General features: G+C 73.4%; 25 protein-coding genes, 1 tRNA gene and 1 pseudogene. 17 read left to right on the forward strand and 10 right to left on the reverse strand.

The annotated features are described in order from the left end of the window. Positions 1–220: 220 nt before the first annotated feature. On the forward strand, positions 221–1165 hold the full coding sequence (locus tag HCJ94_RS08305; RefSeq protein ID WP_168000388.1) for a hypothetical protein: 945 nt from the start codon (positions 221–223) through the stop codon (positions 1163–1165). A gap of 63 nt (positions 1166–1228) precedes the next feature. Here HCJ94_RS08305 and mdlC read toward each other — a convergent pair whose 3' ends face one another. Together mdlC and HCJ94_RS08315 are read right to left on the reverse strand one after the other, a co-directional pair. After that, positions 1229–2824 (reverse strand): benzoylformate decarboxylase, encoded by a 1596-nt coding sequence (mdlC, locus tag HCJ94_RS08310; protein WP_168000389.1) that lies wholly within the window; start codon positions 2822–2824, stop codon positions 1229–1231. Between the two features lie 53 nt (positions 2825–2877). Then, positions 2878–3681, reverse strand: coding sequence for an S-methyl-5'-thioadenosine phosphorylase (locus HCJ94_RS08315; RefSeq protein WP_168000390.1), 804 nt, complete (start codon positions 3679–3681; stop codon positions 2878–2880). Between the two features lie 150 nt (positions 3682–3831). Here HCJ94_RS08315 and HCJ94_RS08320 point away from each other — a divergent pair, with 150 nt between their 5' ends. The 4 genes from HCJ94_RS08320 (at position 3832) to HCJ94_RS08335 (ending at position 5450) form a co-directional block, all read left to right on the forward strand. Next, the gene (locus HCJ94_RS08320; protein WP_168000391.1) at positions 3832–4422 is read left to right on the forward strand and encodes a YqgE/AlgH family protein; all 591 of its coding nucleotides are present in this window, start codon (positions 3832–3834) and stop codon (positions 4420–4422) included. 87 nt (positions 4423–4509) lie between these two features. Further along, positions 4510–4582 (forward strand) — tRNA-Ala (locus tag HCJ94_RS08325). 182 nt (positions 4583–4764) lie between these two features. Then, entirely contained in the window at positions 4765–5067 is a 303-nt protein-coding gene (locus HCJ94_RS08330; RefSeq protein ID WP_168000543.1) for an ArsR/SmtB family transcription factor, read from the forward strand. Then, positions 5064–5450, forward strand: coding sequence for a VOC family protein (locus HCJ94_RS08335; protein ID WP_168000392.1), 387 nt, complete (start codon positions 5064–5066; stop codon positions 5448–5450). The genes HCJ94_RS08330 and HCJ94_RS08335 overlap by 4 nt, the downstream gene beginning before the upstream one ends. Positions 5451–5457: 7 nt before the next feature. Here HCJ94_RS08335 and HCJ94_RS08340 read toward each other — a convergent pair whose 3' ends face one another. Continuing rightward, positions 5458–6669: a PP2C family protein-serine/threonine phosphatase gene (locus tag HCJ94_RS08340; RefSeq protein WP_168000393.1), complete on the reverse strand. Its 1212-nt coding sequence runs from the start codon at positions 6667–6669 to the stop codon at positions 5458–5460. A gap of 102 nt (positions 6670–6771) precedes the next feature. Beyond that, the gene (locus HCJ94_RS08345) at positions 6772–7626 is read right to left on the reverse strand and encodes a helix-turn-helix transcriptional regulator (RefSeq protein WP_168000394.1); all 855 of its coding nucleotides are present in this window, start codon (positions 7624–7626) and stop codon (positions 6772–6774) included. A 99-nt stretch (positions 7627–7725) separates the two neighbouring features. On the opposite strand from HCJ94_RS08345, the gene HCJ94_RS08350 reads away from it, so the two are divergent. Both HCJ94_RS08350 and HCJ94_RS08355 read left to right on the forward strand, forming a co-directional pair. Beyond that, complete coding sequence (locus HCJ94_RS08350; protein ID WP_168000395.1) at positions 7726–8490, forward strand: SDR family oxidoreductase; 765 nt, start codon at positions 7726–7728, stop codon at positions 8488–8490. 103 nt (positions 8491–8593) lie between these two features. After that, the gene (locus tag HCJ94_RS08355; protein WP_168000396.1) at positions 8594–9550 is read left to right on the forward strand and encodes a lytic polysaccharide monooxygenase auxiliary activity family 9 protein; all 957 of its coding nucleotides are present in this window, start codon (positions 8594–8596) and stop codon (positions 9548–9550) included. Positions 9551–9556: 6 nt separating this feature from the next. Here HCJ94_RS08355 and mgrA read toward each other — a convergent pair whose 3' ends face one another. Together mgrA and HCJ94_RS08370 are read right to left on the reverse strand one after the other, a co-directional pair. Next, positions 9557–10552, reverse strand: a complete 996-nt coding sequence (gene mgrA, locus HCJ94_RS08360; RefSeq protein WP_168000397.1) for an L-glyceraldehyde 3-phosphate reductase — start codon at positions 10550–10552, stop codon at positions 9557–9559. A gap of 774 nt (positions 10553–11326) precedes the next feature. Beyond that, a pseudogene (locus HCJ94_RS08370) lies at positions 11327–11446 on the reverse strand (GNAT family N-acetyltransferase); the annotation flags it as partial. A 76-nt stretch (positions 11447–11522) separates the two neighbouring features. Between HCJ94_RS08370 and HCJ94_RS08375 the strand changes: the two are divergent. The 3 genes from HCJ94_RS08375 to HCJ94_RS08385 are packed head-to-tail and all read left to right on the forward strand — an operon-like array spanning position 11523 to position 15589. Then, complete coding sequence (locus tag HCJ94_RS08375) at positions 11523–12116, forward strand: TetR/AcrR family transcriptional regulator (protein ID WP_168000398.1); 594 nt, start codon at positions 11523–11525, stop codon at positions 12114–12116. A gap of 54 nt (positions 12117–12170) precedes the next feature. After that, the gene (locus tag HCJ94_RS08380) at positions 12171–13634 is read left to right on the forward strand and encodes a magnesium chelatase ATPase subunit I (RefSeq protein ID WP_168000544.1); all 1464 of its coding nucleotides are present in this window, start codon (positions 12171–12173) and stop codon (positions 13632–13634) included. A gap of 2 nt (positions 13635–13636) precedes the next feature. Then, positions 13637–15589: a VWA domain-containing protein gene (locus tag HCJ94_RS08385; RefSeq protein ID WP_168000399.1), complete on the forward strand. Its 1953-nt coding sequence runs from the start codon at positions 13637–13639 to the stop codon at positions 15587–15589. A 65-nt stretch (positions 15590–15654) separates the two neighbouring features. Here the strand turns inward: HCJ94_RS08385 and HCJ94_RS08390 are convergent, their stop codons facing one another. Continuing rightward, on the reverse strand, positions 15655–16233 hold the full coding sequence (locus tag HCJ94_RS08390) for a TetR/AcrR family transcriptional regulator (RefSeq protein ID WP_205800907.1): 579 nt from the start codon (positions 16231–16233) through the stop codon (positions 15655–15657). A gap of 109 nt (positions 16234–16342) precedes the next feature. On the opposite strand from HCJ94_RS08390, the gene HCJ94_RS08395 reads away from it, so the two are divergent. Further along, positions 16343–17125: an SDR family NAD(P)-dependent oxidoreductase gene (locus HCJ94_RS08395; protein WP_168000401.1), complete on the forward strand. Its 783-nt coding sequence runs from the start codon at positions 16343–16345 to the stop codon at positions 17123–17125. 53 nt (positions 17126–17178) lie between these two features. Then, the gene (locus HCJ94_RS08400; RefSeq protein WP_168000402.1) at positions 17179–17643 is read left to right on the forward strand and encodes a hypothetical protein; all 465 of its coding nucleotides are present in this window, start codon (positions 17179–17181) and stop codon (positions 17641–17643) included. 114 nt (positions 17644–17757) lie between these two features. Here HCJ94_RS08400 and HCJ94_RS30900 read toward each other — a convergent pair whose 3' ends face one another. After that, a complete protein-coding gene (locus tag HCJ94_RS30900; protein ID WP_373684218.1) occupies positions 17758–18729 on the reverse strand; it encodes a GlxA family transcriptional regulator in 972 nt (323 codons plus the stop codon). Between the two features lie 71 nt (positions 18730–18800). Here HCJ94_RS30900 and HCJ94_RS08410 point away from each other — a divergent pair, with 71 nt between their 5' ends. Beyond that, complete coding sequence (locus tag HCJ94_RS08410) at positions 18801–20147, forward strand: MFS transporter (RefSeq protein ID WP_168000404.1); 1347 nt, start codon at positions 18801–18803, stop codon at positions 20145–20147. 1 nt (position 20148) lies between these two features. On the opposite strand, the gene HCJ94_RS08415 is transcribed toward HCJ94_RS08410, so the two are convergent. Both HCJ94_RS08415 and HCJ94_RS08420 read right to left on the reverse strand, forming a co-directional pair. Further along, entirely contained in the window at positions 20149–20871 is a 723-nt protein-coding gene (locus HCJ94_RS08415; RefSeq protein WP_168000405.1) for an RICIN domain-containing protein, read from the reverse strand. Positions 20872–20918: 47 nt separating this feature from the next. Next, positions 20919–21203, reverse strand: coding sequence for a DUF427 domain-containing protein (locus tag HCJ94_RS08420; protein WP_168000406.1), 285 nt, complete (start codon positions 21201–21203; stop codon positions 20919–20921). A 120-nt stretch (positions 21204–21323) separates the two neighbouring features. On the opposite strand from HCJ94_RS08420, the gene HCJ94_RS08425 reads away from it, so the two are divergent. From HCJ94_RS08425 to HCJ94_RS08440, 4 genes are all read left to right on the forward strand, one after another. Beyond that, positions 21324–22706 (forward strand): FAD-binding oxidoreductase, encoded by a 1383-nt coding sequence (locus HCJ94_RS08425; protein ID WP_168000407.1) that lies wholly within the window; start codon positions 21324–21326, stop codon positions 22704–22706. Further along, positions 22703–24046 carry a class I SAM-dependent methyltransferase gene (locus tag HCJ94_RS08430; protein ID WP_168000408.1) on the forward strand — a complete coding sequence of 448 codons (1344 nt, stop codon included), beginning with the start codon at positions 22703–22705 and terminating at the stop codon, positions 24044–24046. The genes HCJ94_RS08425 and HCJ94_RS08430 overlap by 4 nt, the downstream gene beginning before the upstream one ends. A 92-nt stretch (positions 24047–24138) precedes the next feature. Beyond that, the gene (locus HCJ94_RS08435) at positions 24139–24696 is read left to right on the forward strand and encodes a winged helix-turn-helix domain-containing protein (RefSeq protein ID WP_168000409.1); all 558 of its coding nucleotides are present in this window, start codon (positions 24139–24141) and stop codon (positions 24694–24696) included. Further along, positions 24689–25558: an SRPBCC family protein gene (locus HCJ94_RS08440; RefSeq protein ID WP_168000410.1), complete on the forward strand. Its 870-nt coding sequence runs from the start codon at positions 24689–24691 to the stop codon at positions 25556–25558. The genes HCJ94_RS08435 and HCJ94_RS08440 overlap by 8 nt, the downstream gene beginning before the upstream one ends. Positions 25559–25589: the final 31 nt, after the last annotated feature.

The raw sequence follows: 25589 nt of genomic DNA on the forward strand, positions 1-25589 counted from the left end.
TGTGCGACCGGCGGCTCTGCCCCGTGCGCGGTGGCAGCTCGACCGGGTGTGCGTGTGCGGTCGGTGGCTGTGCCCCGTTCACGAGGGCAGCTCGACAGCCTGTCCGCGAGCCGCCGGCGGTTCGCGGGCGCCGGGACGGCCCGTCATCGCGCGCACACGCGTTGTCGAGCCGACCAAGTGGTGACGGAACCGCCATGTGCGTTGTCGCGTCCAACCGGGTATGCGTCGAATGGTCGCCCTGCTGAGTCTGTCCCTGCTGGCCGCCGCGGGCTGCGCGCCCGCGGGCTCCGAGCCGAGCGTCGCCCCGCCCTCGCAACGGGTGCGGCCGGCGTTCGACGAGCGGGCCGCCCAGGTCGCCGAGGCGTGGCGGCCCGATTCGCGATGGAACAGCGGTTACGTGCCGCTCCAGGAGCCCACCGTGCTGGTCGGGAAACCCGGGTTCAGCCCCGACACCGAGACCGCCTTCCTGGCCGGCTGGTACCGGGAGCAGATCCCGCTGCCGACCGCTCGGCCCGCCGACGGCACGGTCCGGTTCCCGGACGGCACGCTCACCGTGCCGCTGATCGGCGCCGCCGAGGCGTACCGGCAGCTCGACCAGGGGGACCCGCCACCCTGCGTCGGGCGCCCGAAGGAGCCCGGCACCCCGCCCCCGGCCACGCCGGGTGGGCCGGACGACGCGGCGAGCAGCGGTCCGCAGACGGCCTGCATCCCGTTGACCGTGACCGCGGTCGAGCTGGGCACCGTACCGGTCCGCACCAGCCGTGGCGAGGCGCAGGTGCCGGCCTGGCTGTTCACGGTCGACGAGTTGACCGCCCGGGTGGCCCGGCTCGCGGTCGCCCCGGCCGCCGTCGGCGCCGTGCCGGAGCCGACCGCCCCGGCGGCCCCGCCGCCGGACGGGGTGGTCGGCGCCCAGGACCTGCGCGCGGTGGACGGCGCGACGCTGACCGTGCGGCTGGGGACCGGCGCCTGCGACACCGGCACGACCCCCCTGGTGCTCGAGCGCGACGATGTCGTGGTGGTCGGCGGCGGAGTGATCCGGTCCACCGGCGTCTGCACGGACCAGCTCGTGCTGGAGCCGGTGACCGTCCGGCTGGCCGCGCCGCTGGGGGAGCGGCCCGTGCTGGACGTGCTCACCGGCGCGCCGCTGCGGCTCACCACCGGCTGACCGGCGCGTGCCGCCGGCTCCCGGCGGCGGCCCGAGCGCGGTCCGTCCGAGTCCGGTCCGCGCTCAGAGCAGCCCGGGGATGTCGGTGCGGATCGGCACGGGCAGCACCGTGGGGCGATCCGCCCGCAGGCCGGCGGCCAGAGCCTCGCCGAACTGCTCCGGCGTCTCGACGGTCCCCGTCGCGCAGCCGTAGCCACGGGCCAGAGCCGCGATGTCCAGGCCGGGCAGGTCGAGACCCGGCACCCCGGGTGTCTGCTTGAAGTCGGCGAACGCCTTGAGGATCGCGTACTGCTGGTTGACCGGGACCACGACGACCAGCGGCAGGCGCAGCTGCGCGGCGGTCCACAACGCCTGCACCGAGTAGTGGAACGACCCGTCGCCGATCACCGCGACGACCGGCCGGCCCCGGCCGGTGTCCCGCTGGGCGAGGGTGACACCCACCGCCGCCGGCAGCCCGTAACCGAGCCCCCCGCTGGCCATGGTGAAGTACGACCCGGGCCGGGTGATCCGCAGACGGCGGCGCAGGGCCGACAGGTTGGACGGCGACTCCTGCACCAGGATTCCGTCGGCCGGCCAGTACCGGGCCAGCGCCGCGAACAGCGCGTCGGGGCTGAGTGGGGTCCCGTCCTCGGGCGGTGCCGGCGCGGGCTGAGGCGGTGGGGGCGGGCGGTCACCCGGCGGGAGCAGGTCCAGCAGGTCGGCCAGGGTCAGGCCGGCGTCCCCCAGCAGGCTGTCGCCGACCGGGGCCCGCGCGGCCTCGTCCGGGTCATCGGTAACGTGCAGCAGGCGGACGCCCTCGGGCAGATGGTCGCCGGGGACGTGCGGGTAGTAGCGGAACACCGGTGCGCCCACCACGAGCACGGTGTCGTAGCGGCGCAGCTTCTCGGCCAGCGGCGCGATCGCGTACGGCAGGACGCCCTGGAAGTGCGGGTGGTCCTCGGGGAAGGTCGCCCGTTCCGGCGCGGGTGCCGTCCACACCGGGGCGCCGAGCCGCTCGGCGAGCGCTACCCCGGCCGGCCAGGCGCCCGCCCGGTCCACCCCCGCCCCGAACACGAGCGCCGGCGTGCGGCTGGCGGCCAGCACCGCGGCGAACTCGCCCAGCCGGTACGGGTCCGGCGCGATGCGGGTGGACACGGTGCGCGGCGGCCGGTACGGGTCGGCGGGCTGGCCCCAGTCGTCAAGCGGCAGCGACAGGAACACCGGCCCGGACGGGGGTTGCACGGCGGTGGCGTACGCCCGCATGAGCGCCGCCGGGACGTCCTGCGCCCGCACCGGCTCGTGGCTCCACTTGACGTACGGCTGGGGCAGCTCGGTGGCGCGGCGGCTGGTCAGCCGCGGCTCGATGAGCAGCATCTCCCGGGTCTGCTGGCCGGCGGTGACGATCAGCGGGGCCCGGTTGTGCCAGGCGGTCACCAGGTTGCCCATGGCGTTGCCGGTCCCCGGCGCGGTGTGCAGGTTGACGTGCGCCGGGCGGCCGGTGACCTGCGCGTACCCGTCGGCGATGCCGACCGCCGATGCCTCGTGCAGGGCGAGGACGTACTGGAAGTCGTCCGGGAAGGCGGCGAGGAACGGCTCCTCCGTCGAACCGGGATTGCCGAACACGGTCGTCATGCCGAGGTCGCGCAGCAGGTTGTACGTGGTGTCGCGGACCGTGGCCATCGCACATAACGTATCGGGGCGGGCCGGGTGGGACGGGGTGTTTCGGTCAGCCGCTACGGCAGCGTGAACGGCAGCGTGATGCCCTCCAGCGCCCGGCCGCAGTCGCAGTCCCGCTCGGCCGGCAGCGCCCGCACCGCCTCCAGCAGCAGCCCGCGCAGCCGGTCGGTGTTCTCGCCGAAGACGCGGAACACCTCCTCCTGCGTGACCGAGCCGCCGCCGGGCACACCCGCGTCGTGGTCGGTGACCAGCGCGATCGACGAGTAGCAGAGGGCCAGTTCCCGGGCGAGCACCGCCTCGGGGTGGCCGGTCATGTTGACCACCGTCCCGCCGATCGAGGCGAACCAGCGTGACTCGGCGCGGGTGGAGAAGCGCGGGCCCTCGACCACCACCACCGTCCCGCCGTCCACCGCCGGGACGTCCCGCCGCGCCGCGGCGGTGAGCAGCGTACGGCGGCCGACCGGGCAGTACGGGTCGGCGAACGACACGTGCACGGCACCCCGGTCGTAGTAGGTCTGCACCCGGCCGCTGGTGCGGTCGATGAGCTGGTCCGGCACCACGAACGTGCCCGGACCCAGCTCGGGGAGCAGGCCGCCGACCGCGCACGGGGCGAGCACCTGGCCGACGCCGAGCGAACGCAGCGCCCACAGGTTGGCCCGGTAGGGGATCTTGTGCGGTGGGTGCCGGTGGTCCCGGCCGTGCCGGGGCAGGAACGCCACGCGCCGGCCGGCCAGCTCGGCGATGGTGACGGCGTCCGAGGGCGGCCCGTACGGGGTGTCGACCCGATGCTCGGTGGCGCCGTCGAGAAGGGCGTAGAGGCCCGAACCGCCGATCACCGCCAGTTCCGCCGTGGGACCCATCGGTCCTCCCTCGTGTCTGTCGATCACCCGACCGTCAGACCTTAGCCACCGGCGCGGGCGCAGGCTATGGTGCCAGGCATGGTGTTGACGACGCGGCTGACACCGGTGCCCCCGGCCGTCCCGGTGCGGTCGGTCTGACGGGTGTCCGGCATGCAGGGAGAGGGGCAGGCGATCGGCGGGCGGGCGACGGAGTCGATGGCCGGGCGGCTGCTGGTCGCGACACCGACCCTGAAGGATCCGAACTTCGACCGTACGGTTGTGCTGCTGGTCGCCCACGAGGCCGGCGGCGCCCTGGGAGTCGTCCTCAACCGGGCCACCGAGGTGCCGGTGGCGGATGTGCTCGGCGACTGGGGCGAGCTGGCCCGGCACCCGGCGGTGCTCTTCGAGGGTGGCCCGGTGCAGCCGGATTCGGCGATCTGCCTCGCCCGGATGCGCCACCCGGTCAAGCGGGTCAAGGGCTTCCACCAGGTCTCCGGTGCGGTCGGCACCCTCGACCTGTCGGTGGACCCGGAGCGGTTGCGGGAGAGCATCGGCGGGATCCGGGTCTTCGCCGGCTACTCCGGCTGGGGCTCCGGCCAGTTGGAGCAGGAGATCGAGGAGGGCTCGTGGTTCGTCCTGGACGCGCTGCCCGGCGACGCCTTCGTCGACCGCCCCGACGACCTGTGGCCGATGGTGCTGCGGCGGCAGGGCGGCATGATGGCCGCGGTGGCCCACTTCCCGCCGGACGTGGCGCTCAACTGACCCCGGCCCGGTGGCACCCCGCGATGTGACCATGCCGGATGACGTGTGTATAGTTCTCCCGTGCCCGGGCGACCGGGACGACACCACGGGGCCGTGGCGCAGCTGGTAGCGCACCACACTGGCAGTGTGGGGGTCAGGGGTTCGAGTCCCCTCGGCTCCACCCGTGACGAAACGCCCTGGTGAGGACATCCTCCACCAGGGCGTTTGTCGTTGGACGGTCATCGGCGAGACCGACTCCTACCTTCGTGATCATCAGCTGATGGCATCGGCGCCATGCGTTGGTCCGGTAGCGGACCTCGACCCGATACCCATGCGGATTGATAGGCAAGTCGTCACTTGCCTATAGTGGCCAGCGTGGGGGACCTGTTCCAGGCGCTGGCCGACCACACGCGTCGGCGGATCCTGGACGAGCTGACCGAACGTGACGGCCAGACCCTGTTCGAGATCTGTGGCCGGTTGGCCACCAAGCACCAGATCGCGTCGTCGCGCCAGGCGATCTCCCAGCATCTCGACGTCCTGGAGGCCGCCGGCCTGATCGTCACGCGGCGGCAGGGCCGCTACAAGTTCCACCACATCGATGTCCGGCCGTTGCGGTCCATCGCCGAGCGATGGCTCAGGCCCGAACCCCGACAGGAGACGACATGAGGATCCACCTGACGAGCGTCTACGTTGATGATCAGGACAGGGCGCTGCGCTTCTACACCGAGGTGCTGGGCTTCGTGAAGAAGACCGACGTGCCGGTGGGTGAGTACCGGTGGTTGACCGTTGTCTCGCCCGACGAGCCGGGCGGGGTCGAACTGTTGCTGGAGCCCGACGCGCACCCGGCCGCCAAGGTGTTCAAGGAGGCCCTGGTCAGCGACGGCATCCCCCTCACGCAGTTCGCCGTGGACGACGTCGCCGCTGAGCACGACAGGCTGAGGAAGCTTGGTGTGGTGTTCACGCAGGAACCCGCCGACATGGGTGCGGTGATCACCGCCGTCTTCGACGACACGTGCGGCAATCTGATCCAGATCGCGCAGCAGAAGTAGCGTCCGCTCAGGAGAGCCGGCGCAGCGCCAGGAGAGCGATGTCGTCGGCGGGGCGCTCGACGTCGAGGGTCGCCATCACCGTCGTGGCCACGGTGTCGACGGGAGCCAGTGGTACGGCTCCCGTCAGACGGGCGAGACCGGTGTCGAACAGCTCACCGCGGCGCTCGATGAGCCCGTCGGTGTAGGTGACCAGGACGGCGCCGGGCGGGAACTCGATCGTGGTGGTGTGCCGCTGTGGGCGTTGACGGCCGGTGCCGAGGGGAGGGTCGATGTGCACCGGCAGGACGGTGTTCGGGCGGTCGTGCGCGGCCAGCACGGGCCGGGGGTGCCCGGCCAGGGACACGTGCACCGTGGAGTTGTCCGGGGAGATCATCGCGTACAGCGCGGTGGTCAGGCTGCCGGCCTCGAAGTGGACCACCTTGCGGTCGAGGAGGGTCAGCGCCTCCGCCGGGTCGTCGCAGATCAGGGCGTACGCGCGCAGCGCACTGCGGATCCGGCCCATGACCACCGCGGACTGCAGTCCGTGGCCCGACACGTCGCCGACGACCACGCCCAACCAGCCGGAGGGCAGGGTGAACACGTCGTACCAGTCCCCGCCGACGCCCGAGGCGTGGCCGGGGATGTACCGGCCGGCCATCTCGAGCCCGGGCACGTTCGGCAGCTCGGTGGGGATGAGGCTGCGTTGCAGAGCGAGGGCGGCCGTGTGGTCGAGCGTGTTCGCGCGGGCCAGGCTGGCCAGGCTGACCCGGTCGGCGACCAGTTCCAGCAGGCGGAGGTCGTCGGGGGTGAACCGGCGGGGCGTGAGGGTGCCGACGTGCAGGACGCCGACCAGCTCTCCGCGTGCGGTGATCGGCACGCCGAGCAGGGACCGGACGCCGGTCTGCAACAGGACCGGGTTGACCACCTTCTCCGAGGTCACGTCCTCGACGATCACCGGCTGCCTGGTGAGGGCGATCCGACCGGCGAACCCCCGACCGACCGAAATCCGGAAACCCTGGCGGACCTCCTCCTCCAGCCCTCTCGCGGCGGTGGCCACGAGCTGCTGGGCGCGGACGTCGAGCAGGAGGATGGCGGCGGTGTCGACCTGGAGCAGCTCGCGTACGCGGTCGAGCAGCTCGTCGAAGAGGTCGGCGACGTCGAGCCGGGACAGGGTGGCATCGGTGACCGCCTCGACGCGGCGCAACCACTGCTCGTCTCCGAGCACCTCAACCGGGACCACCCCCGGATCCTAGTTGCGCCGGAGCAACTTCCGCTCCCTGCCGGACCTGGGGATATCGGCCACGACCAGGAAAGCGGGCTCCTCCGCGCGTCGGGACGCGGCCTAGCCGAGCCGTACGTCGGTCGGGAAGCGCTCGTGCCCCAGCACGCTGAGCAGCCGCAGTTTCTCGTCCGCCTCGGAACGAGGGGGAGCGGTGAGCACGAGCAGCGCCTGGGACTGGTCCTCGGTGAACAGCGCCTGGCAGTCGAGCTCGATCGGGCCGAGCTGGGGGTGGACGAGGGTCTTGTGGTCCGCGAACCGCGTCCCGACCTCGTGCCGGTCCCACAGCTCGGCGAACTCCTTGCTCGCCTTCAGCAACGCGCGGACCAGCTCGCCGGCCCGCGACCGGGGCCCCATCGACCCGTAGGCGGCGCGCAGGTTCGCCACCTGGGCCCGGCTCTGCCGGTCGCGGTCGTCCTCGGGGTAGCTCAGCCGCTCGTCCGGCATGGTGAACCAGCGGTAGATCTCGCTGCGCGCGAGCCCCGTGTAGGCGGACTTGTCGCCGAACAGCGCCTCCGCCATCCGGTTCTGCACGAGCGTCTCCCCGAGGTTGGACAGGATCAGGGCCGGGGTGTCGTCGAGGCGGTCCAGCACCCGCAACAACGCGGGAGCGACGTGCGTGGTCGCCGGCACCGATGCGGGAGCGTTCCGCCCGGCCACCTGGAACAGGTAGTCGCGCTCGTTGTCGGTCAGGCGCAGCGCCCGGGCGAGCGACGCGAGCATCTGCTCGCTCGGCTGCGGCCCGCGCTCCTGTTCGAGGCGGGTGTAGTAGTCGGTCGACATCGCGGCGAGCGCGGCGACCTCCTCCCGGCGGAGCCCCGCCGCCCGGCGGCGTGCGCCCACCGGCAGCCCGACGTCCTCCGGCTGCAACGCCTCCCGTCGACGTCGCAGGAAGGACGCCAGTGCTGCTCGGTCCATGAATCCAGTATCCGCCCGCTCCCGGCGCGAACCAGGGACTGCGGATCCCCCGACAGGCGCTCTCTGCCCCCGCCCCGGCCGACCGGCGAGGCTCGACGCATGAACATCTCCGGAAACACCGTCTTCATCCCCGGCTCCACGAGCGGCATCGGTCTCGCCCTCGCCCTCGCGCTGAAGGCCCGGGGGAACACCGTGATCATCGGGGGTCGGCGGGCCGACCTGCTGGAGCGGATCGTCGCGGAGCACCCCGGCCTCGACACCGTGCAGATCGACACGACGGACCCCGCGAGCATCGACTCCGCCGCCCGGGAGGTGCTGGCGACGCACCCCGACCTGAACGTCCTGGTCACGATGGCCGGCATCATGCGCGTCGAGGACTGGCACCAGCCGGACTCGTTCCTCGCCTCCGCCGAGGAGGTGGTGACGACGAACGTGCTCGGCCCGATCCGCCTCATCGCCGCGTTCATCGAGCACCTGCGGGCGCAGCCGGACGCCACGATCATGACCGTCTCCTCGGGCCTCGCGTTCGCGCCGCTCAAGGCGACCCCCAGCTACAACGCCTCGAAGGCCGCGATCCACATGCTCAGCGAGTCGATCCGGCTGCAACTCGCGGACACGACCGTCAAGGTGGTGGAACTCGAACCGCCGTCCGTGCGTACGTCGCTGCTGCCCGGGCAGGAGAACAGCGACTTCGCGATGCCGCTCGACGAGTTCGTGGCGGAGGTCGTCGAGCTGATCGCATCGCAGCCCGACGCGACGGAGATCCAGGTCGAGCGCGTCAAGTTCCTGCGGTACGGCGAGGCGCGCGGCGACTACGACGAGGTCGTCGCGACGCTCAACGCCGCCGACCCGCACGGGAAGTAGGGCGGGGCGGCAGATCATCGCCTGCCGCCACCAGTACGGCGACCGCTGACCCGTCGAACTCTTCGGAGTTCGCGCCCGTACCAGTGTGCGGGAGGTGGACGCCATGCCCGCACGCCGACTCGTCGCCGCGGCGCTGGTCGCGGTCGCCGCCGTACCGGTCGTCGGCACGCCGGCCCACGCGCACGGGGCGCCGACCAGCCCGCTGAGCCGCGCCGCGGCCTGCGGTCCCGAGGGCGGGCAGGCGGGCAGCCCGGCCTGCCGGGCGGCGACCGCGTCCGGCGCGGCGCTGCGGGAGTGGGACAACATCCGCGTGTTCGGGGTCGACGGGAAGGACCGGGAGCGGATCCCCGACGGGGAGCTGTGCAGCGGTGGGCTGTCCGCGTACCGGGGACTGGACCTGGCCCGGGACGACTGGCCGGCGACGGAGCTGACCGCCGGGGCGCGGGTCACCTTCCGCTACCGGACGACGATCCCGCACGAGGGCACCTTCCGGCTCTACCTGACCCGGGCGAACTACGACCCGTCGAAGCGGCTGCGCTGGGCGGACCTGGAGCGGGCGCCGTTCATCCGGGTGACCGACCCGCCGCTGCGCGACGGGGCGTACCAGTTCGCGGGGCGGTTGCCGCAGCGGACCGGGCGGCACCTGATCTACACGGTGTGGCAGAACTCCGACTCGCGGGACACCTACTACTCCTGCTCCGACGTGGTGTTCAAGGAGCCTGCCGGGCGAGCCGGCCTGGGTGGGCCCGGCCGGCCGCCGTCGCCCGCCGCCGGGGCTCCGGCGGAGGAGGGCACCACGGAGGCGAGCCCGGTAGCCGCCGGAGGCGGGGGGCCCGCGGGTGTGCGTACCTCATCGGAGAGCGTGACCGACGGCGTGCCGGTGGCGGCGGTGACGGACCTGGACCGGGCCGGCTGGCCGGTGGTTGGCGGCGCCGGCGCGGCCCTGACGCTGCTGCTGGCCGTGGTGGTCGCGGCGCGTCTGCGCCGCGCAGGCAGCATCCCGGTCGGCCGGCGCTGCGAGGTACGCAACCACCGGGCCGGCCGACGACGGGAGTGGTGACCCGGCTCAGCCGAGGTGGCCCTCGATCTCGGCCAGCTCCTCCGGGGTGAAGTCGAGGTTGTCCAGGGCGCCGATGTTCGCCTCCAGCTGCGGGACGCTGCTCGCGCCGATGATGAGGCTGGTCATGCGCGGGTCCCGCAGGGCCCAGGCGAGGGCGAGCTGCGCGAGGGACTGGCCGCGTCGATCGGCGATCGCGCCGAGCGCCCGGACCTGCGCCAGGTGCTTCTCGCTCACGTGGCTCTCGTCCAGGAAGATGCTGGTCCGGACGCGGGAGTCCTCCGGGATGCCGCCCAGGTAGCGGTCGGTGAGCAGGCCCTGCGCGAGCGGGCTGTAGGCGATGCAGCCGGCGCCGACCCGCTCCAGCGTGTCGAGCAGGCCGTCGGCCTCGGTCCAGCGGTTGAGCATCGAGTACGACGGCTGGTTGATCAGCAGCGGCGTGCCGAGGTCGCGCAGGATCGCGGCGGCCCGCTCGGTCTGCTCCGAGTTGTAGTTGGAGATGCCGACGTAGAGCGCCTTGCCGGAGCGCACGACGGCGTCCAGCGCGCCCATCGTCTCCTCCAGCGGCGTGTCCGGGTCGAACCGGTGCGAGTAGAAGATGTCCACGTAGTCGAGGCCGAGCCGGCGCAGCGACTGGTCCAGCGACGAGATCAGGTACTTGCGGGAGCCCCACTCGCCGTACGGGCCGGGCCACATCAGGTACCCCGCCTTGCTGGAGATGACCAGCTCGTCCCGGTACGGCTTCAGGTCGGTGGCGAGCATCCGGCCGAAGTTCTCCTCGGCCGCGCCGGGCGGCGGGCCGTAGTTGTTCGCCAGGTCGAAGTGGGTGACGCCGAGGTCGAAGGCACGCCGGACGATGTCCCGCTGCCGCTCGTACGGCCGGTCCGGGCCGAAGTTGTGCCACAGGCCGAGCGAGATCGCGGGCAGCCGCAGCCCGCTGCGCCCGCTGCGCCGGTAGGTCATCGTGTCGTAGCGCTCATCGGCGGCGAGGTAGGTCACGATCATGAGCCTACTCGCGCCGCCGACCGGGCGGGACGGCGTGCGTCGGGCCCGATCTCCCCGACGTGGGGGAGTCGGCTCGGGGCGGGTCGGCGGCAGAAGCCGGTGAACCCCCGCGCGGTCCTCGCTCCGCTGGTGGCCGCCAGCACCTCGCGGCGTGGTGTGTTCCTGCTGCTCGGCGGGGTGCTCGCGCTGCCGTACGCCCTGCTGGCGGTGGCCTTCGCGCAGATGTTCCGGCAGGACACGGTCTCCCGGGTGCTGGTGCTGATCCTGGTCAGCGGTGGCCTGGTGGTGGCCGCTCTGTTCAGCGCGGTGCCGATGGCGCTGGCGTTCATCGCACACCAGGTCGGTCTCGACGCCGGACTCACCGCCGAGGACCGGTTCGGCCCGTTGGACGGGCGGGAGGCGGGATGGCTGGAGCCTCGCCGGCGTCGTCGTCCTGGTCGCCCTCGGCTACGCGGTGGCCGGGCTCGGGGCCCCTCGCCCCGCTCGCCGCCGGCTGGCTCGCGCTCTGGGGCGTCCTGGCCCTGCTCGCCACCATCACCGGCGCCGGCTACCCGTTCGGCGCGAACGATCCAGCCGGCGACGAGACCAACCTGCTGCGCCTGGTGCCCGTCGAGGCCGGGCCGCCGCTGTTCGCCGCGCTGCTGCTCACCGCCGCGGTGGCCGCGCTCACCATGGCCGGCACGGCCCGTCCGGCCGGTTCCCCGCGGGCGGCTCTGCTCGGCTACGGCTGGGTCGCGTTCGTGCTGGCCGTCGTGGTGCCGGACGCCCGGGTTCGCCCGGCTCGTGGTCGTCGTTGCCGTAGCGGGCGTCCAGCTCGGCGCGCTGGGCGGCGCGCAGGCGGGTGGCGTCGGCCGACTCCCACGGTTCCCGGTCCACCGAGACGGTGCGGATCATGCTGCCCCCATTTCCGTAACAGACGTTACCGTAACGCATGTTACGGTTCGCGGGCGGTCGGCGAGAAGGGGGAGCGGTGGCGCGACGGCGGGACCTGACGGGGCAGCGGGAGCGGCTCTCGGCGGCGACCTGGTCGGTGCTGGCCGACCACGGCCTCGCCGGCCTCACCCTGCGGGCGGTCGCCGAGCGCGCCGGCTGCACGACGGGCATGGTGCTGCACACCTTCGCCGACAAGCGCGCCCTCCTCGTGCACGCCCGCGAGCTGCTGCACCAGCGGACCGGGGAGCGCGCCGACGCCGCCGCGTCCGCGGCCGCGGACCCGCTGTCCGCGCTGCGGGCGGTGCTGCTCCAAGCCGCGTCGACGACCGAGGAGAAGCGGGAGGAGGCCCGGGTGTGGATCGGTTTCCTCGCCGCCGCGCTGGCCGACCCGGCCCTCGCTGAGCTGCACCAGCGCTACAACCGCTCCTTCGTCGACCGGATCCGGCGGCTCGTCGCGGCCGCCCGCCCCGACTGGGACCCGGCGGCCTGCACGACGACCGCGACGACCCTGGTCGCGTTCGTCGAGGGACTGAACACCCTCGCCGCCGTCGACCCGGACACCTACCGCGACGAGGCGCAACGCACCGCCGTCGACGCCGCGCTCGCGCCGGTCCGGCTGAACGCTTCGTGAACGGGAGCCGGAAGCTGGTCGGGGAACCGGCCGTGGTGGGAGCGCCGAGATAGCCTGGGTCGAGTGACTGCGCCTTCCCCGGTTATCCCGGTCCCGCCCGCCGACCTGCCCGGCACGCTCGGTGAGCTGCGCGCGGCGGGCCACCGGTACCGCAGCGTCAAGCAGGAACTCCGAGACAACCTCCTGGCCCGGCTGCGCTCCGGCGCCGACCGGTTCCCCGGCATCGTCGGGTACGACGACACCGTGCTGCCGGAGGTCGAGCGGGCCCTGCTCGCCGGCCACGACATGGTGCTGCTCGGCGAGCGCGGCCAGGGCAAGACCCGGCTGATCCGGTCGCTGGTCGGGCTCCTCGACGAGTGGACCCCGGTGCTCGCCGGTTCGGTGCTCAACGAGCACCCGCTGCACCCGATCACCCCGGCCTCCCGGGCGCTCGTGGCGGAGGCCGGCGACGACCTCCCGGTGGGCTGGCTGCACCGTTCGATGCGGTACGGCGAGAAGCTCGCCACCCCGGACACCAGCGTCGGCGACCTGATCGGCGACGTGGACCCCATCCGGATCGCCCAGGGGCGTACGCTCGGCGACCCGGAGACCATCCACTTCGGACTCGTACCCCGGACCAACCGGGGCGTCTTCGCCGTCAACGAGCTGCCCGACCTGGCCGAGCGGATCCAGGTGGCGCTGCTCAACGTGCTGGAGGAGCGGGACATCCAGGTCCGCGGCTACCAGCTGCGGCTGCCGCTGGACCTGTTCCTCGTGGCCAGCGCCAACCCGGAGGACTACACGAACCGGGGCCGGATCATCACGCCGCTGAAGGACCGGTTCGGCGCCGAGATCCGCACCCACTACCCGCTCGACCTGGACCTGGAGCTGGACCTGATCCGCCAGGAGGCGGACCTGGTCGCCGAGGTGCCCGAGCACGTCCTGGAGGTGCTCGCCCGGTTCGCCCGCGCCGTCCGCGAGTCGCCCTCGGTGGATCCGCGCTCCGGCGTGTCCGCGCGGTTCGCCATCGCCGCCGCCGAGACGGTCGCCGCCGCCGCGCTGCGCCGCGCCGGCCTGCTCGCCGCCGGTTCCGCCACCGACGGCGTACGCCCCGAGGCGCCGGTCGCGCGGGTGGGAGACGCGGTGTCGGTGACCTCGACCCTGCGCGGCAAGGTCGAGTTCGAGAGCGGTGAGGAGGGGCGTGAGATCGAGATCCTCGGGCACCTGCTGCGGACCGCCACCGCGGAGACGTTCCGGGCCCGGCTGGCCGGGCTGGACCTCTCCGGCTTCACCGCGCTGGTCGACGACGACCGGGTGATCGAGACCGGTGAACTGGTCGGCTCGGCCGAGCTGCTCCGGCAGGTCGGCACGGTGCCGGGCCTGGCCAAGGTGCTCGACCGGCTCGGCCTCGGCGACGCGCCGAGCCCCGAGCAGGCCGCCGCCGGCGTCGAGTTCGTGCTCGAGGGGCTGCACCTGACCCGCCGGCTCGGCAAGGACGTCACCGACTCCGGCCGGACCCGCTACGGCGGTCGGGGCTGACCATGGCCGGCAACCGGTTCCGGTACGGGCAGTGGCGCGGCGGCCCCGACCCGCTCGCGCCTCCGTACGACGTGCGGGCGGCGGTCGACGACGTCGGTGCCGAGGTGCTCGCCGGCGGCAGCCTGCGGGAGGCGCTGCGCAACCTGCTGCGACGCGGTCCGCAGGGACGGGGCGGCCTCGACGACCTGGCGGCGCGGGCGCGCCGGCTGCGGCGGGAGGCACTGCGCCGGGGCGACCTGGACGGGGCGGTGACCCGGGCGCGGGCGCTGCTCGACCAGGCGCTCGCCGCCGAGCGGGACGAGCTTCGCGGTCGCGACGACGAGGGCGCGCGGTTCGCCGAGACGGTGCTGGACAACCTGCCCCGCTCGACGGCCCGGGCGGTGGAGGAGCTGTCCGGCTACGAGTGGGCCAGCGCCGAGGCGCGCGCGACGTACCAGCGCATCCTCGACGGGCTCCGCGACGACGTGCTCGGGCAACGCTTCGCCGGGTTGCGCGACGCCGTACGGGCATCGGCGGACCCGGCCGCGCAGCAGCGGCTGGCCGAGATGATGCGCGACCTGAACGACCTGCTGGCCCGGCACGCCCGGGCCGAGGACACCACCGACGCGTTCGCCGAGTTCATGCGCCGGCACGGCGAGTTCTTCCCGGAGCAGCCGCGCGACACCGACGAGCTCGTCGACGTCCTGGCCCGCCGGGCGGCGGCCGGGCAGCGGCTGATGAACTCGCTGTCCGACCGGCAACGCGAGGAGCTGGCCCGGCTGATGCGCCAGTCGCTGGGCGACCGGCTGGCCGGCGAGGTGGCCGCGCTCGACGCGAACCTGCGGACGCTCCGGCCCGACCTGCGCTGGGGCCGGGGGGAGCGGGTCCGGGGCGAGCAACCCCTCGGGTACGCGGACGCGGCCGGCGCGCTCGACGAGATCGGCGAGCTGGACGACCTGCTCGACGCCCTCGAACAGGAGCACCCGGGCGCCACCCTGGACGACGTCGACGTCGACGCGGTGGCCCGGACGCTCGGGCGGGACGCCGCCGACGACGTACGCCGGCTGCGGGAGCTGGAGCGGGAACTGCGCCGGCAGGGTTGGGTGAACCGGGACGCGGAGGGGTTGACCCTCAGCCCGAAGGCGCTTCGCCGGCTCGGCGGGACCGCGTTGCGGCGGGTCTTCGCCGACCTGACCGCCGGGCCGCGCGGCCAGCACGACCTGCGCTCGGCCGGCGCCGCCGGCGAGGTGAGCGGCGGGTCGCGGCCCTGGGAGTACGGCGACGAGCAGCCGCTGGACGTGGTGCGCACCCTGACCCGGGCGGTCCGGCGCTCCGGCACCGGGGTGCCGGTGCAGCTCGCCGTCGAGGACTTCGAGGTGGTGGAGACCGAGCGGCGGGCGTCGGCGGCGGTGGTGCTCTGCGTCGACCTGTCGTACTCGATGATCTCGCAGGGCCGGTGGGGCCCGATGAAGCAGACGGCGCTGGCGCTGGCGCACCTGATGGCCACCCGCTTCCCGCAGGACGCGCTCCAGATCGTCGGCTTCGGCCGGGCGGCGCTGCCGCTGACCCAGCAGGAGCTGGCGGCGGTCGAGCCGGACCTGCAGCAGGGCACCAACCTCCAGCACGCGCTGCGGCTGGCCGGCCGGCACCTGCGGCGGCACCCGGACGCGGAGCCGGTGGTCCTGGTGGTGACCGACGGCGAGCCGACCGCCCACCTCGACCCGGACGACGGGGAGGCGCTGTTCCACTGGCCGCCGCTGCCGGAGACGGTCGAGGCGACGATCCGGGAGGTCGACCGGCTCAGCCGCTTCGGGGCGACGCTCAACCTGTTCCTGCTCGGCGACGACCCGGGCCTGCGCCGCTTCATGGACGCCGTGGCCCGCCGCTCGAAGGGCCGCCTGTTCACCCCCGACACGGAGGACCTCGGCGAGTACGTGGTGTCCGACTACCTCCGCGCCCGCCACGGCCGCCGCTGATCCGGCTCGCGCCAGTGGCGGCGGAGGGGGTGTCGAGCTGCCCCGTCTGCGCGACAGGCGGCCCGTCAGGCCGGCGCGGTCGGGCCGATCCCGTGCAGCAGGGTGTCCAGAATGCGGGTGGCCAGCGTGTCCGAGTCGCCGTGGGGTGGCGGCGTGCCGTGCATCGTCTCGTTGATGAGTGCCAGGTAGACGCGCCGCGCCCAGGCGAGGTCGGCGTCCGGGTGGATGAGGCCGGTCTGCTGGGCCCGCTGGAGCACGAGGTCGCAGGCGGCGAAGACCTCCTGCTGGATCTCGCCGGTCGCCGCGTCGTCGGTGGGCTGGCCGAGCGCGAACCGCCACCGGGACTTGATGTTTAGGATGTTCGCCGTCGCCTGGTGGAGAGCGACGAGGGGTGGCGCGGTGGCCGGTCGGGCAGCCGCCACGGCTGCGGCGATCTGGTTCCAGGCGGCCCGCGTCATGCTCGTGATCAGCGCCTCCCGGCTGGCGAAGCGCCGGTGGACGGTGGTGCGCGCGACCCCTGCCGACTCGGCGATCTGCTCGATCGTGGCCGCAGGATTCTCCGTCAGCATCCGCTCGGCGGCCTCGATGATCGTGCGGATGCTGCGCTCGGCGTCCGCCCGCAGCCGCCGTCGGTCCGTGTCCAACCCGCGCTCCTCCCACTGCTGCTGCGAAAACAATACGACAGGTGGCCGGTTTGTCGATAACTGCGACTTAGTGTTGCAGCTACATCGGACAATCGCTACAGTTCGACGCATGAATGATGTCGCTCTCATCACCGGCGCCTCGACTGGGATCGGTGCCGAGTTCGCCCGTCAGCTAGCCGAGCGGGGGCACGACCTCGTCCTGGTGGCGCGCTCGGTCGACCGGATGGAAGCCCTGGCCGCGACCCTGCGGCAGACCCGCGGCGTCCGCGTCGAGGTGATCGGGCAGGACCTCGCCGCGCCGGACGCCGCCGAGCGGGTGGTGACCGAGCTGCGTACGCGGGGCCTGGAGGTAAGCCTGCTGGTCAACAACGCGGGCTTCGGCACCTGCGGCCGGTTCGAGGAGGTCACCGGCCCCCGCGACCACGATCAGCTCATGGTCAACGTGGTGGCGCTGACCGACCTCACCCACGCGCTGGTGCCGCCCATGCTGGCGCGCGGCACGGGCGCGGTGCTCAACGTCGCCTCGACTGCCGCCTTCCAGCCCGCGGCGTACTTCGCCGTCTACAGCGCGGCCAAGGCATTCGTCCTCAACTTCAGCCTCGCCCTGTGGAGCGAGTATCGCGACCGGGGCGTTCGCGTCCTGGCGCTGTGCCCCGGTCCGGTCGAGACCGAGTTCTTCGCCACCATCGGCACCGACAAGGCGGCGATCGGCGGGCGGAAGGAGACCCCGCAGCGGGTCGTGGCCAAGGCGTTGCGGGCATTGGACCGTAACGAGGGGTACGTCGTCGCGGGGCCGCGCACCTTCGCGCTCGCGCACCTGCAGCCACGGCGCCCACGCAAGCTGGTGGCCCGGATCAGCCGGATAGTCACCCGCGGTGTGCTGACGGCGTGACCTGCGCCCGCAGTCCGGCCCGCCGCACCGCCGCTCGGGTCTAGCCTGAGCGAATGGAGGCCGACAGGCTGCGGCGCGCGTATGACGAGCTGCTCGGCGAGGTCGACGCGGGCGGATTCGGGCCGCCGCCGAAGGGGCAGCTCGGTGCCGAGCAGATCGTGGCGCATCTGGCCGCGAACGACGAGCTGATGATCGAGGCGACGGAGGCGGTCCTCGCCGGGGCGCCCTTCGCCTACTACGACCTGGAGACGATTCACCGGCCGCAGGTCGACGCGCTGGTCGCCGAGTACGGCGGGCTGGACGCCCTGGCCACCCTGCTCCGTGCCACAAGTCAGAAACTGGTGACCCTGGTCGGCCGGCTCGGCCCGGCGGCCGAGACGCCGGTGGACACCCATCTCCGCGAGGGCTACGACCTCAACGTCAGTGAGCCCCAGCCCTGGGGCCGCGTGGTAGACCTCCACACCCGGGTCCACCTCCCGAAACACCTCGCGCAACTGAGGATGCTCCGGCCCACGTGACCCACCCACCTCCCCGCGATCTTGCACTTTTTGCCCCCGCACAAAGGGCGTATGCGGACAGATCAAGGTCCGAAAGTGCAAGATCGCGGGAGGGCAGGGGGGGGAGGGAGGGTGTCAGGTGCCGCGGAAGGCGCGGCGGTACGTCGACGGGGAGACCCCGACACGGTGGTTCAGGTGTTGGCGGAGGGAGGCCGCCGTGGTGAAGCCGCTGCGGCGGGCGACCTGGTCCACCGACAGGTCGGTCGTCTCCAGCAGCAGCCGGGCGTGGTCGGTGCGCTGCTGGAGCAGCCACTGCGCCGGGCTCAGCCCGGTCTCCGACCGGAACCGCCGGGTGAAGGTGCGCACGCTCATCCGTGCCTGGTCGGCCAGGTCGCGCAGGTTGACCGGCTCGTGCAGCCGCTGCCGGGCCCACTCGCGGGCCCCGGCCGTGCTGGCGTCGGCCACCTTCGGCACCGGGCGCTCGATGAACTGGGCCTGACCACCGTCCCGCCAGGGCGGCACCACGCAGCGACGGGCCGCCCGGTTGGCCACCTCGCTGCCGTGGTCGGTGCGGACGACGTGCAGGCACAGGTCGATCCCGGCGGCCACCCCGGCCGAGGTGAGGACCCGGTCGTCGGCGACGAAGAGCACCTCCGGGTCGAGATCGACGCCGGGATACAGCGCCCGGAAGCGGTCGGCGTACGCCCAGTGGGTGGTGGCGCGGCGGCCGTCGAGCAGCCCGGCGGCGGCCAGGGCGAACGCGCCGGTGCAGATCGACATGATCCGGGCGCCCCGGTCGTACGCGGCGCGGAGCGCGTCGGCCACCCCGGCGGCGAGGATCCGGTCCGGTGTCAGCGCGGCGCCGTGCACCCCGGGCACGATCACCGTGTCGGCGGTCTCCAGCAGCTCCAACCCGTGGTCGGGAAGCACCTGGTAGCCGGCGGTGCTGGGTACCGGCCGCCCGCCGGGGGTGCACACCTCCACCGTGTAGAGGCGGGCGCCGGCCGGGGTCCGGGCGGCACCGAAGACCTGTGCCGGTGTGCCGAGGTCGAGGCCCACGACGTCGTCGAGGGCGAGGACCGCGATCCGGTGCGGGGTGGCAACCATGGCCCGATTATTGCGCATGATGGCTTTCCGGCCACTCGTCGGCGATCCACCGACCGCCGAGACTCGACACCGTGACCCGTACGACCACGGACCCGGCCGCGCCGGGCCGCACCCGCTCCGGCCGTAACCGCCGCCCGCACCCGGCCTGGACGGTCGCCGCCGTCGCCTTCGTCGCGCTGGTCGGCGCCGCCGGGTTCCGCGCCACCCCGTCGGTGCTGCTGCACCCGCTGCACGCCGAGTTCCGCTGGCCGCTGGCCACCATCTCGGCGGCCGTCTCGGTGAACCTGCTCCTCTACGGGCTCACCGCGCCGTTCGCCGCCGCGCTGATGGACCGGTTCGGCATCCGGCGGGTGGTGGCCGCGGCGCTGCTGCTGGTGGCCGCCGGGAGCGGACTGACCGTGTTCATGACCGCGAGCTGGCAGCTCGTCCTCTGCTGGGGCGTACTGGTCGGGCTGGGTACCGGGTCGATGGCGCTGGCGTTCGTGGCGACCGTCACAGGGCGCTGGTTCGTCCGCCTCCGCGGGCTGGTCACCGGTGTGCTCACCGCCGGTGGGGCCGCCGGTCAACTGGTCTTCCTGCCCCTGATGGCCGTGCTGGTCGCCGAACACGGCTGGCGGGTGGCGGCGCTCGTCGTGGCGGGAGCGGCGGTGGCGGTCGTACCCCTGGTGGTCTGGCTGCTGCGCGAGCACCCGGCGGATCTCGGGCTGCCCGCGTACGGCGCGACCGAGGTCGTACCCCCGACACCGCCGGCCGGCGGGGCGGCGGCGCGCGCGGTGCGGGTGCTCGCCCAGGCGGCGCGGACCCGGCCGTTCTGGCTGCTCGCCGGGGGGTTCGCGATCTGCGGCGCGACCACCAACGGGCTGGTCGGCACCCATTTCGTGCCGGCGGCACACGACCACGGCATGCCGCAGACCACCGCCGCCGGGCTGCTGGCCCTGGTCGGCCTCTTCGACATCGCCGGCACGATCGCCTCGGGCTGGCTCACCGACCGGGTCGACAGCCGGGTGCTGCTCGGCGTCTACTACGCGCTGCGCGGCGGCTCGCTGCTGGTGCTGCCGGGGCTCTTCGCGGCCACCGCCGAGCCGAGCATGCTGGTGTTCATCATCTTCTACGGGCTGGACTGGGTCGCCACGGTCCCGCCCACGGTGGCGCTGTGCCGGGAGTACTTCGGCGCCTCCGGGGCGGTGGTCTTCGGCTGGGTGTTCGCCGCGCACCAGGTCGGCGCGGCGATCGCCGCCACCGGGGCGGGCCTGGTCCGCGACCAGCTCGGGAGCTACGCCCTGGCCTGGTACGTCGCCGGGGCGCTGTCGATCGGCGCGGCGATGCTGTCCCTGCTGCTGCGCCGCCGACGGCTGACGCCACCGGCACCGGCGGCGGTCGTCGCGGCCGCCCCGCGGGCCTGGAGCTACCGGGGGTAGGTCACCCGAGGTGCCACTGCTGCTCGGGCGCGCCCGTGCAGGTCGCCTGCTCGATGTCGGTGCCGGCGTCGGTGGCGGCGTCGTCGGCCTGGGCGCACCGGCCGCTGTTCAGCGCGGCGAGCAGCACCTGCCCGCCGCCGGTCGGCACCAGCCGCCACTGCTGGTTGGCCTGTCCGTGGCAGCCGTACTGCTGGAGCTTCGCCCCGTCGTCGCCGCTGCCGCCCTCCACGTCGAGGCACATCCCGGTCGCCGCGTTGGTCAGGGTCACCAGGTCCGCACCGACCGGATTGGCGACCCACTGCTGCTCCGGGCCGCCGGTGCAGTCGGCGAGCTGGGCGACCGCCTTCTCGCCGCCGCCGTCGAGGCCGAGGCAACGGTTGGCGGCGACGCCACGGAACACCTTCGGCCCGGTGAGCGGGACCGGCGCGGTGCTCGGGGTGGCGCTCGGAGTGGGGGACGGCGCGGCCGGCGTGGTCGGGGCGGGCTCGCTCGCCGACGGGGTGGGCTCGGCGGCGGCCGAGGGCGTGCCGGCCGCCGCCGGCACGACCGGCGCGTCGTCACCGCCGCCCAGGACACCGGTGGCGAAGAACGCCCCCAGCAGGACGCCGACCACGCCGACGACGACCGCCACCCGCAGCAGCGGATCGCGGGGGAGCCCGGGACGGGTGGCGCGCCGGCCGTAGACCGTGCCGGACGGGTCGGGACGTTCAGCGGGGACGGACATACCGGCATCCTGACCCACCGGCCCGGTCCACGGCCAGCCGGCCCGGCTCAGTCGACGACCCGGACGTCCTTCCAGAACGCCACCCGGTCGCGGACCATCTCCGCCTCCGGCTTCGGGTCTGGGTAGTACCACACCGCGTCCGGGCTGTTCTTTCCCTCGTGCTCCAACGTGTAGTAGGAGGCGGTGCCCTTCCACGGGCACACCGTGTGCGTGTCGGACTCGCGGACCAGGTCGTCGCGCAGCGCCGAGCGCGGGAAGTAGTGGTTTCCCTCGACCAGCACGGTGTCGTCGCTCTGGGCGACGACGATGTCGTTCCACATCGCCTTCGGCATGTCCCCCAAACTATGCCGCCACCGGTCGCGCGGCCACCGGATCCGTGCGGAGGTGGTCGATGCGAAGTGGCCACCGTGGACATCCCACCAGGCGGGGCCTCGACAGCGTAAGGTGATCTCATGTACGCCGTGCGTGATCATGACCAGGCGGTGGCCCAGCTCCGGCGGTCGTACGCGGCGGTGCCGCCCGGCCAGCCGGTCCGCCTCGCGAAACGCACCTCCAACCTGTTCCGCCCACGCAACGCACCCCTGACGCCGGGCCTGGACGTGAGCGGCCTCGGCGGGGTGCTGCGCGTCGATCCGGCGGCCCGCACCGCCGACGTGCAGGGCATGTGCCCGTACGAGGACCTCGTCGACGCCACCCTGCCGCACGGCCTGATGCCGCTGGTGGTGCCGCAGCTGCGCACCATCACGCTGGGCGGGGCGGTGACCGGCCTGGGCATCGAGTCCACCTCGTTCCGCAACGGCCTGCCGCACGAGTCGGTGACCGAGCTGGACGTGCTGACCGGGGCGGGCGAGATCGTCACGGCCCGCCCGGAGGGGGAGCACGCCGACCTGTTCGCCGCGTTCCCCAACTCGCTGGGCAGCCTCGGGTACGCGACCCGGCTGCGCATCGAGCTGCAACCGATCGGCCGGCGCGTGGCCCTGCGCAACGTCCGGTTCACGCGGCTGGAGGAGCTGACCGACGCGATCGGCGAGGTGAGCGCCACCCGGTCGTGGGCCGGCGAGACGGTGGACGCGATGGACGGGGTGATGTTCAGCCCCGGCGAGGCGTACCTGGTGCTCGCCACGTTCACCGACGAGGCCGGGCCGGTCAGCGACTACACGGGCCAGGACATCTACTACCGGTCGCTGCGCCGGCGCACGCACGACGCGCTGACCGGGTACGACTACCTGTGGCGCTGGGACACCGACTGGTTCTGGTGTTCCGCGGCGTTCGGGGTGCAGCACCCGGTGGTGCGGCGGATCTGGCCGGCCCGCTGGCGGCGCAGCGACGTCTACCACCGGCTGGTCCGCCTGGAGCACCGGCACCAGGTGGCCGCGCGCATCGACCGGTGGCGTGGCCAGCCGGCGCGGGAGCGGGTCGTGCAGGACGTGGAGATCCCGCTGGACCGCACGGCCGAATTCCTGCGCTGGTTCGCCAAGGCCGTGGGGATGACCCCGGTCTGGCTCTGTCCTCTGCGGTTGCGGGAGCCGTCCGGCCCGGGGTCGGCGCGGGCCTGGCCGCTGTATCCGCTGCGGCCGGGGCAGGACTACGTCAACATCGGTTTCTGGGGGAGCGTGCCGATCGTCCCGGGCGCCGCCGACGGCGACGTCAACCGGGCGATCGAGCGCGAGGTGTCGGAGGTCGGCGGGCACAAGTCGCTGTACTCCGACGCGTACTACGACCGGGAGGTGTTCGACCGGCTCTACGGCGGCGACACCTGGCGTGCGGTCAAGGACCGCTACGACCCGGACCACCGGCTCACCGGACTGTACGAGAAGGCGGTAGCAAGACAATGAGCCTCATCGATCGAGACCAGGGAGCGGCGAGCGCTCCCGCGACACCGCCGGCGGGGGGCCGGCGTCCGGGGCCGAGCGTGGCCGACGTCGTCCGGGCGTTGACCACCGGAGCCCTGCCGGTTCGGGTCACCGGGTACGACGGCAGCGCCGTCGGTCCGGCCGACGCCGGGATCACCCTCGCCATCCGTTCCGAGCGCGGCCTGTCGTACCTGCTGACGGCCCCGGGGGACCTGGGCATGGCCCGGGCGTACGTGAGCGGCGACCTCGGGCTGGAGGGGGTGCACCCGGGCGACCCGTACGAGGCGCTGCGGGTGCTGAAGGACGAGGTTCGGCTGCGCGTCCCACCCGTCGCCGAGGCGCTGTCCCTGGCGCGTGCGCTCGGCTGGGAGCGGCTGCTGCCGCCGCCACCCCCGCCGCAGGAGGCGCTGCCCCGCTGGAAGCGGGTGGTGAACGGGCTGCGGCACTCCCGTACGCGGGACAGCAGCGCGATCTCGCACCACTACGACGTGTCGAACGCCTTCTACGAGAAGGTGCTCGGCGAGTCCATGACGTACACCTGCGCGGTGTTCCGCTCGCCGGACGACAGCCTGGAGACGGCGCAGGCCGCGAAGTACGACCTGGTCGCGCAGAAGCTCGCGCTCAAGGCGGGGATGCGGCTGCTCGACGTGGGCTGCGGCTGGGGCGGCATGGCCCGGCACGCGGCCCGGGAGTACGGCGTGAAGGCGCTGGGAGTGACCCTGTCGCGGGCGCAGGCGGAGTGGGCGCAGGCCGCGATCGAGCGGGAGGGGTTGACCGGCCTGGCCGAGGTGCGCCACCTCGACTACCGGGACGCCCCGCGCGAGCAGTTCGACGCGGTCTCCTCGATCGGGCTGACCGAGCACATCGGGGTGCGCAACTATCCCGCGTACTTCGGCTTCCTGCGGGACCGGCTGCGCCCCGACGGGCGGCTGCTCAACCACTGCATCACGCGCGCGGACAACCGGGCGCCGCACCGCTCGGGCGCGTTCATCGACCGGTACGTCTTTCCGGACGGCGAGTTGGCCGGCCCGGGCCGGATCATCTCGGAGATCCACGACGCCGGTCTCGAGGTGCATCACGAGGAGAACCTGCGGCAGCACTACGCGTTGACCCTCGCCGCCTGGTGCCGCAACCTCGTGGCGAACTGGGACTTCTGCGTCTCGGAGGTCGGCGCCGGCACCGCCCGGGTGTGGGGCCTCTACATGGCCGGCTCGCGGATGGCGTTCGAGCGCAACGGCATCCAGCTGCACCAGGTGGTCGCCACCCGTACCGGTCCGGCGGGCGAGACGACCTACCCGCTGCGCCCCGACTGGCTGCCCTGACCGCTGCACGACGAAGGCCGCGCCGCGGGTCGGCGCGGCCTTTCGTCAGAGCCATTGACAAAGAAGTTTTGTACGTACAAACTGATTTTGCCATGAGAGACGTCCTGTACCTGGAGCAGCTTGAGCAGGCCGAGGTCCTGCTCAAGCCGCAGCGCGTCGAGATCCTGCGGCAGTTGGCCGAGCCGCGCACCTGCACCGAGGTGGCCGCGCGGCTCGACCAGACGCCGCAGCGCGTCTACTACCACGTCAAGCAGCTCGTCGCCGCCGGCCTGGTGACACAGGTCAGCGAGCGCAAGGTGCGGGGCATCAGCGAGGGCATCTACCAGGCCGCCGCCCGGTCGTACTGGCTGTCGCCCCGGCTCGTCGGTCGCATCGGCCTGCGCCGGGCTCGCGACGAGCTGAGCCTCGGCTACCTGCTCGACCTCATGGAGGAGGTCCAGGCCGACATCGCCGCGCTGGACCGCACCGCCCCCGAGCTCCCCTCGGTCGGGGTCTCCGGCGAGATCCGCGTACCCGCGGAGCAACGCCAACAGTTCCTGCACGACCTGCAGGCGACCCTGCAGGACCTGTTCACGCGCTACGGCGGCGCCGAGGGCGACGCCTTCAAGCTCGCCGTGGCCGTCTACCCGAAGGGAACAGACCGTGAGTGACCTGATGAAGCTGACCGTCCGCCTCGCCGCTCCGGTCGAGGCCGTCCGCCGCGCCCTCACCGACCCGACCGAGCTGCGCGTCTGGCTCACCGAGCAGGCCCGCGTCGAGCTGCCGACGGCGTACGAGTTCTGGGGCCGTCACACGCCCGAGGGCGACGCCCCGCACCAGCGGCTGCTGCACGTCGACGACCACACGCTGCGCTTCGCCTGGCTGCTCGACGGGGTGGAGACCACCTGCGAGATCACGCTGCGTCCGGAGGGCCCGGACGCCACCGTGCTGACCCTCGCGCAGAGCCACGTCACCTTCGCCGAGGCCATCGGCGGCACCATCCGTGGGGTGCTCCAGACCTGGTGGAGTCTCGCGCTGGCCAACCTCGACGCTCACCTGGCCGGGCAACCGCTGCTGCCGAAGGTCGACTTCACCTCCGCCGAGATGCGCGGCGAACTGCTCATCGCCGCCCCGATGGCGAAGGTCTGGGAGTCGCTGACCGACTCCGAGCAGGCGAGCGCCTGGTTCGGGTACCCGATCGGCATCGAGCCCTGGGTCGGCGGCCGGTACGCGATGGGCGGCTTCGAGGCCGGCCACGCCGCCACGGTGGTCGACGTGGAGCCGGGCCGGCGGATGTCCGTCGACTGGGGACCGATCGGCGTCACCACGTGGGAGCTGACCGAATCGGCGGGGAAGACGAAGCTGACCTTCGTGCAGAGCGGCTTCGACGAGCAGAACCCGCCGTACTCGGCGTGGGCCGGGTCGGTCTCCGGGCTCGCCGAGCTGCGCCGCTACCACGAGATGGCCGACTGGCGGCCGATCTGGCTCTCCGTCGAGGTGCCGGGCATGGAGCCGGCGGCAGCGGCCGGCTGAGCATCCCGGGCGCCAGGAAAGGAGCCCGACC

It is taken from the genome of Micromonospora thermarum (genome assembly GCF_012034245.1).
Taxonomy (GTDB): Bacteria; Actinomycetota; Actinomycetes; order Mycobacteriales; family Micromonosporaceae; genus Micromonospora; species Micromonospora thermarum.

Bases quoted from the DNA above. Each gene is read 5' to 3' on its own strand.
- HCJ94_RS08305 (WP_168000388.1), top strand. From the start codon at position 221: ATGCGTCGAATGGTCGCCCTGCTGAGTCTGTCCCTGCTGGCCGCCGCG.
- mdlC (WP_168000389.1), bottom strand. From the start codon at position 2,824: ATGGCCACGGTCCGCGACACCACGTACAACCTGCTGCGCGACCTCGGC.
- HCJ94_RS08315 (WP_168000390.1), bottom strand. From the start codon at position 3,681: ATGGGTCCCACGGCGGAACTGGCGGTGATCGGCGGTTCGGGCCTCTAC.
- HCJ94_RS08320 (WP_168000391.1), top strand. From the start codon at position 3,832: ATGCAGGGAGAGGGGCAGGCGATCGGCGGGCGGGCGACGGAGTCGATG.
- HCJ94_RS08335 (WP_168000392.1), top strand. From the start codon at position 5,064: ATGAGGATCCACCTGACGAGCGTCTACGTTGATGATCAGGACAGGGCG.
- HCJ94_RS08345 (WP_168000394.1), bottom strand. From the start codon at position 7,626: ATGGACCGAGCAGCACTGGCGTCCTTCCTGCGACGTCGACGGGAGGCG.
- HCJ94_RS08350 (WP_168000395.1), top strand. From the start codon at position 7,726: ATGAACATCTCCGGAAACACCGTCTTCATCCCCGGCTCCACGAGCGGC.
- HCJ94_RS08355 (WP_168000396.1), top strand. From the start codon at position 8,594: ATGCCCGCACGCCGACTCGTCGCCGCGGCGCTGGTCGCGGTCGCCGCC.
- mgrA (WP_168000397.1), bottom strand. From the start codon at position 10,552: ATGATCGTGACCTACCTCGCCGCCGATGAGCGCTACGACACGATGACC.
- HCJ94_RS08385 (WP_168000399.1), top strand. From the start codon at position 13,637: ATGGCCGGCAACCGGTTCCGGTACGGGCAGTGGCGCGGCGGCCCCGAC.
- HCJ94_RS08395 (WP_168000401.1), top strand. From the start codon at position 16,343: ATGAATGATGTCGCTCTCATCACCGGCGCCTCGACTGGGATCGGTGCC.
- HCJ94_RS08400 (WP_168000402.1), top strand. From the start codon at position 17,179: ATGGAGGCCGACAGGCTGCGGCGCGCGTATGACGAGCTGCTCGGCGAG.
- HCJ94_RS30900 (WP_373684218.1), bottom strand. From the start codon at position 18,729: ATGGTTGCCACCCCGCACCGGATCGCGGTCCTCGCCCTCGACGACGTC.
- HCJ94_RS08415 (WP_168000405.1), bottom strand. From the start codon at position 20,871: ATGTCCGTCCCCGCTGAACGTCCCGACCCGTCCGGCACGGTCTACGGC.
- HCJ94_RS08420 (WP_168000406.1), bottom strand. From the start codon at position 21,203: ATGCCGAAGGCGATGTGGAACGACATCGTCGTCGCCCAGAGCGACGAC.
- HCJ94_RS08425 (WP_168000407.1), top strand. From the start codon at position 21,324: ATGTACGCCGTGCGTGATCATGACCAGGCGGTGGCCCAGCTCCGGCGG.
- HCJ94_RS08430 (WP_168000408.1), top strand. From the start codon at position 22,703: ATGAGCCTCATCGATCGAGACCAGGGAGCGGCGAGCGCTCCCGCGACA.
- HCJ94_RS08435 (WP_168000409.1), top strand. From the start codon at position 24,139: ATGAGAGACGTCCTGTACCTGGAGCAGCTTGAGCAGGCCGAGGTCCTG.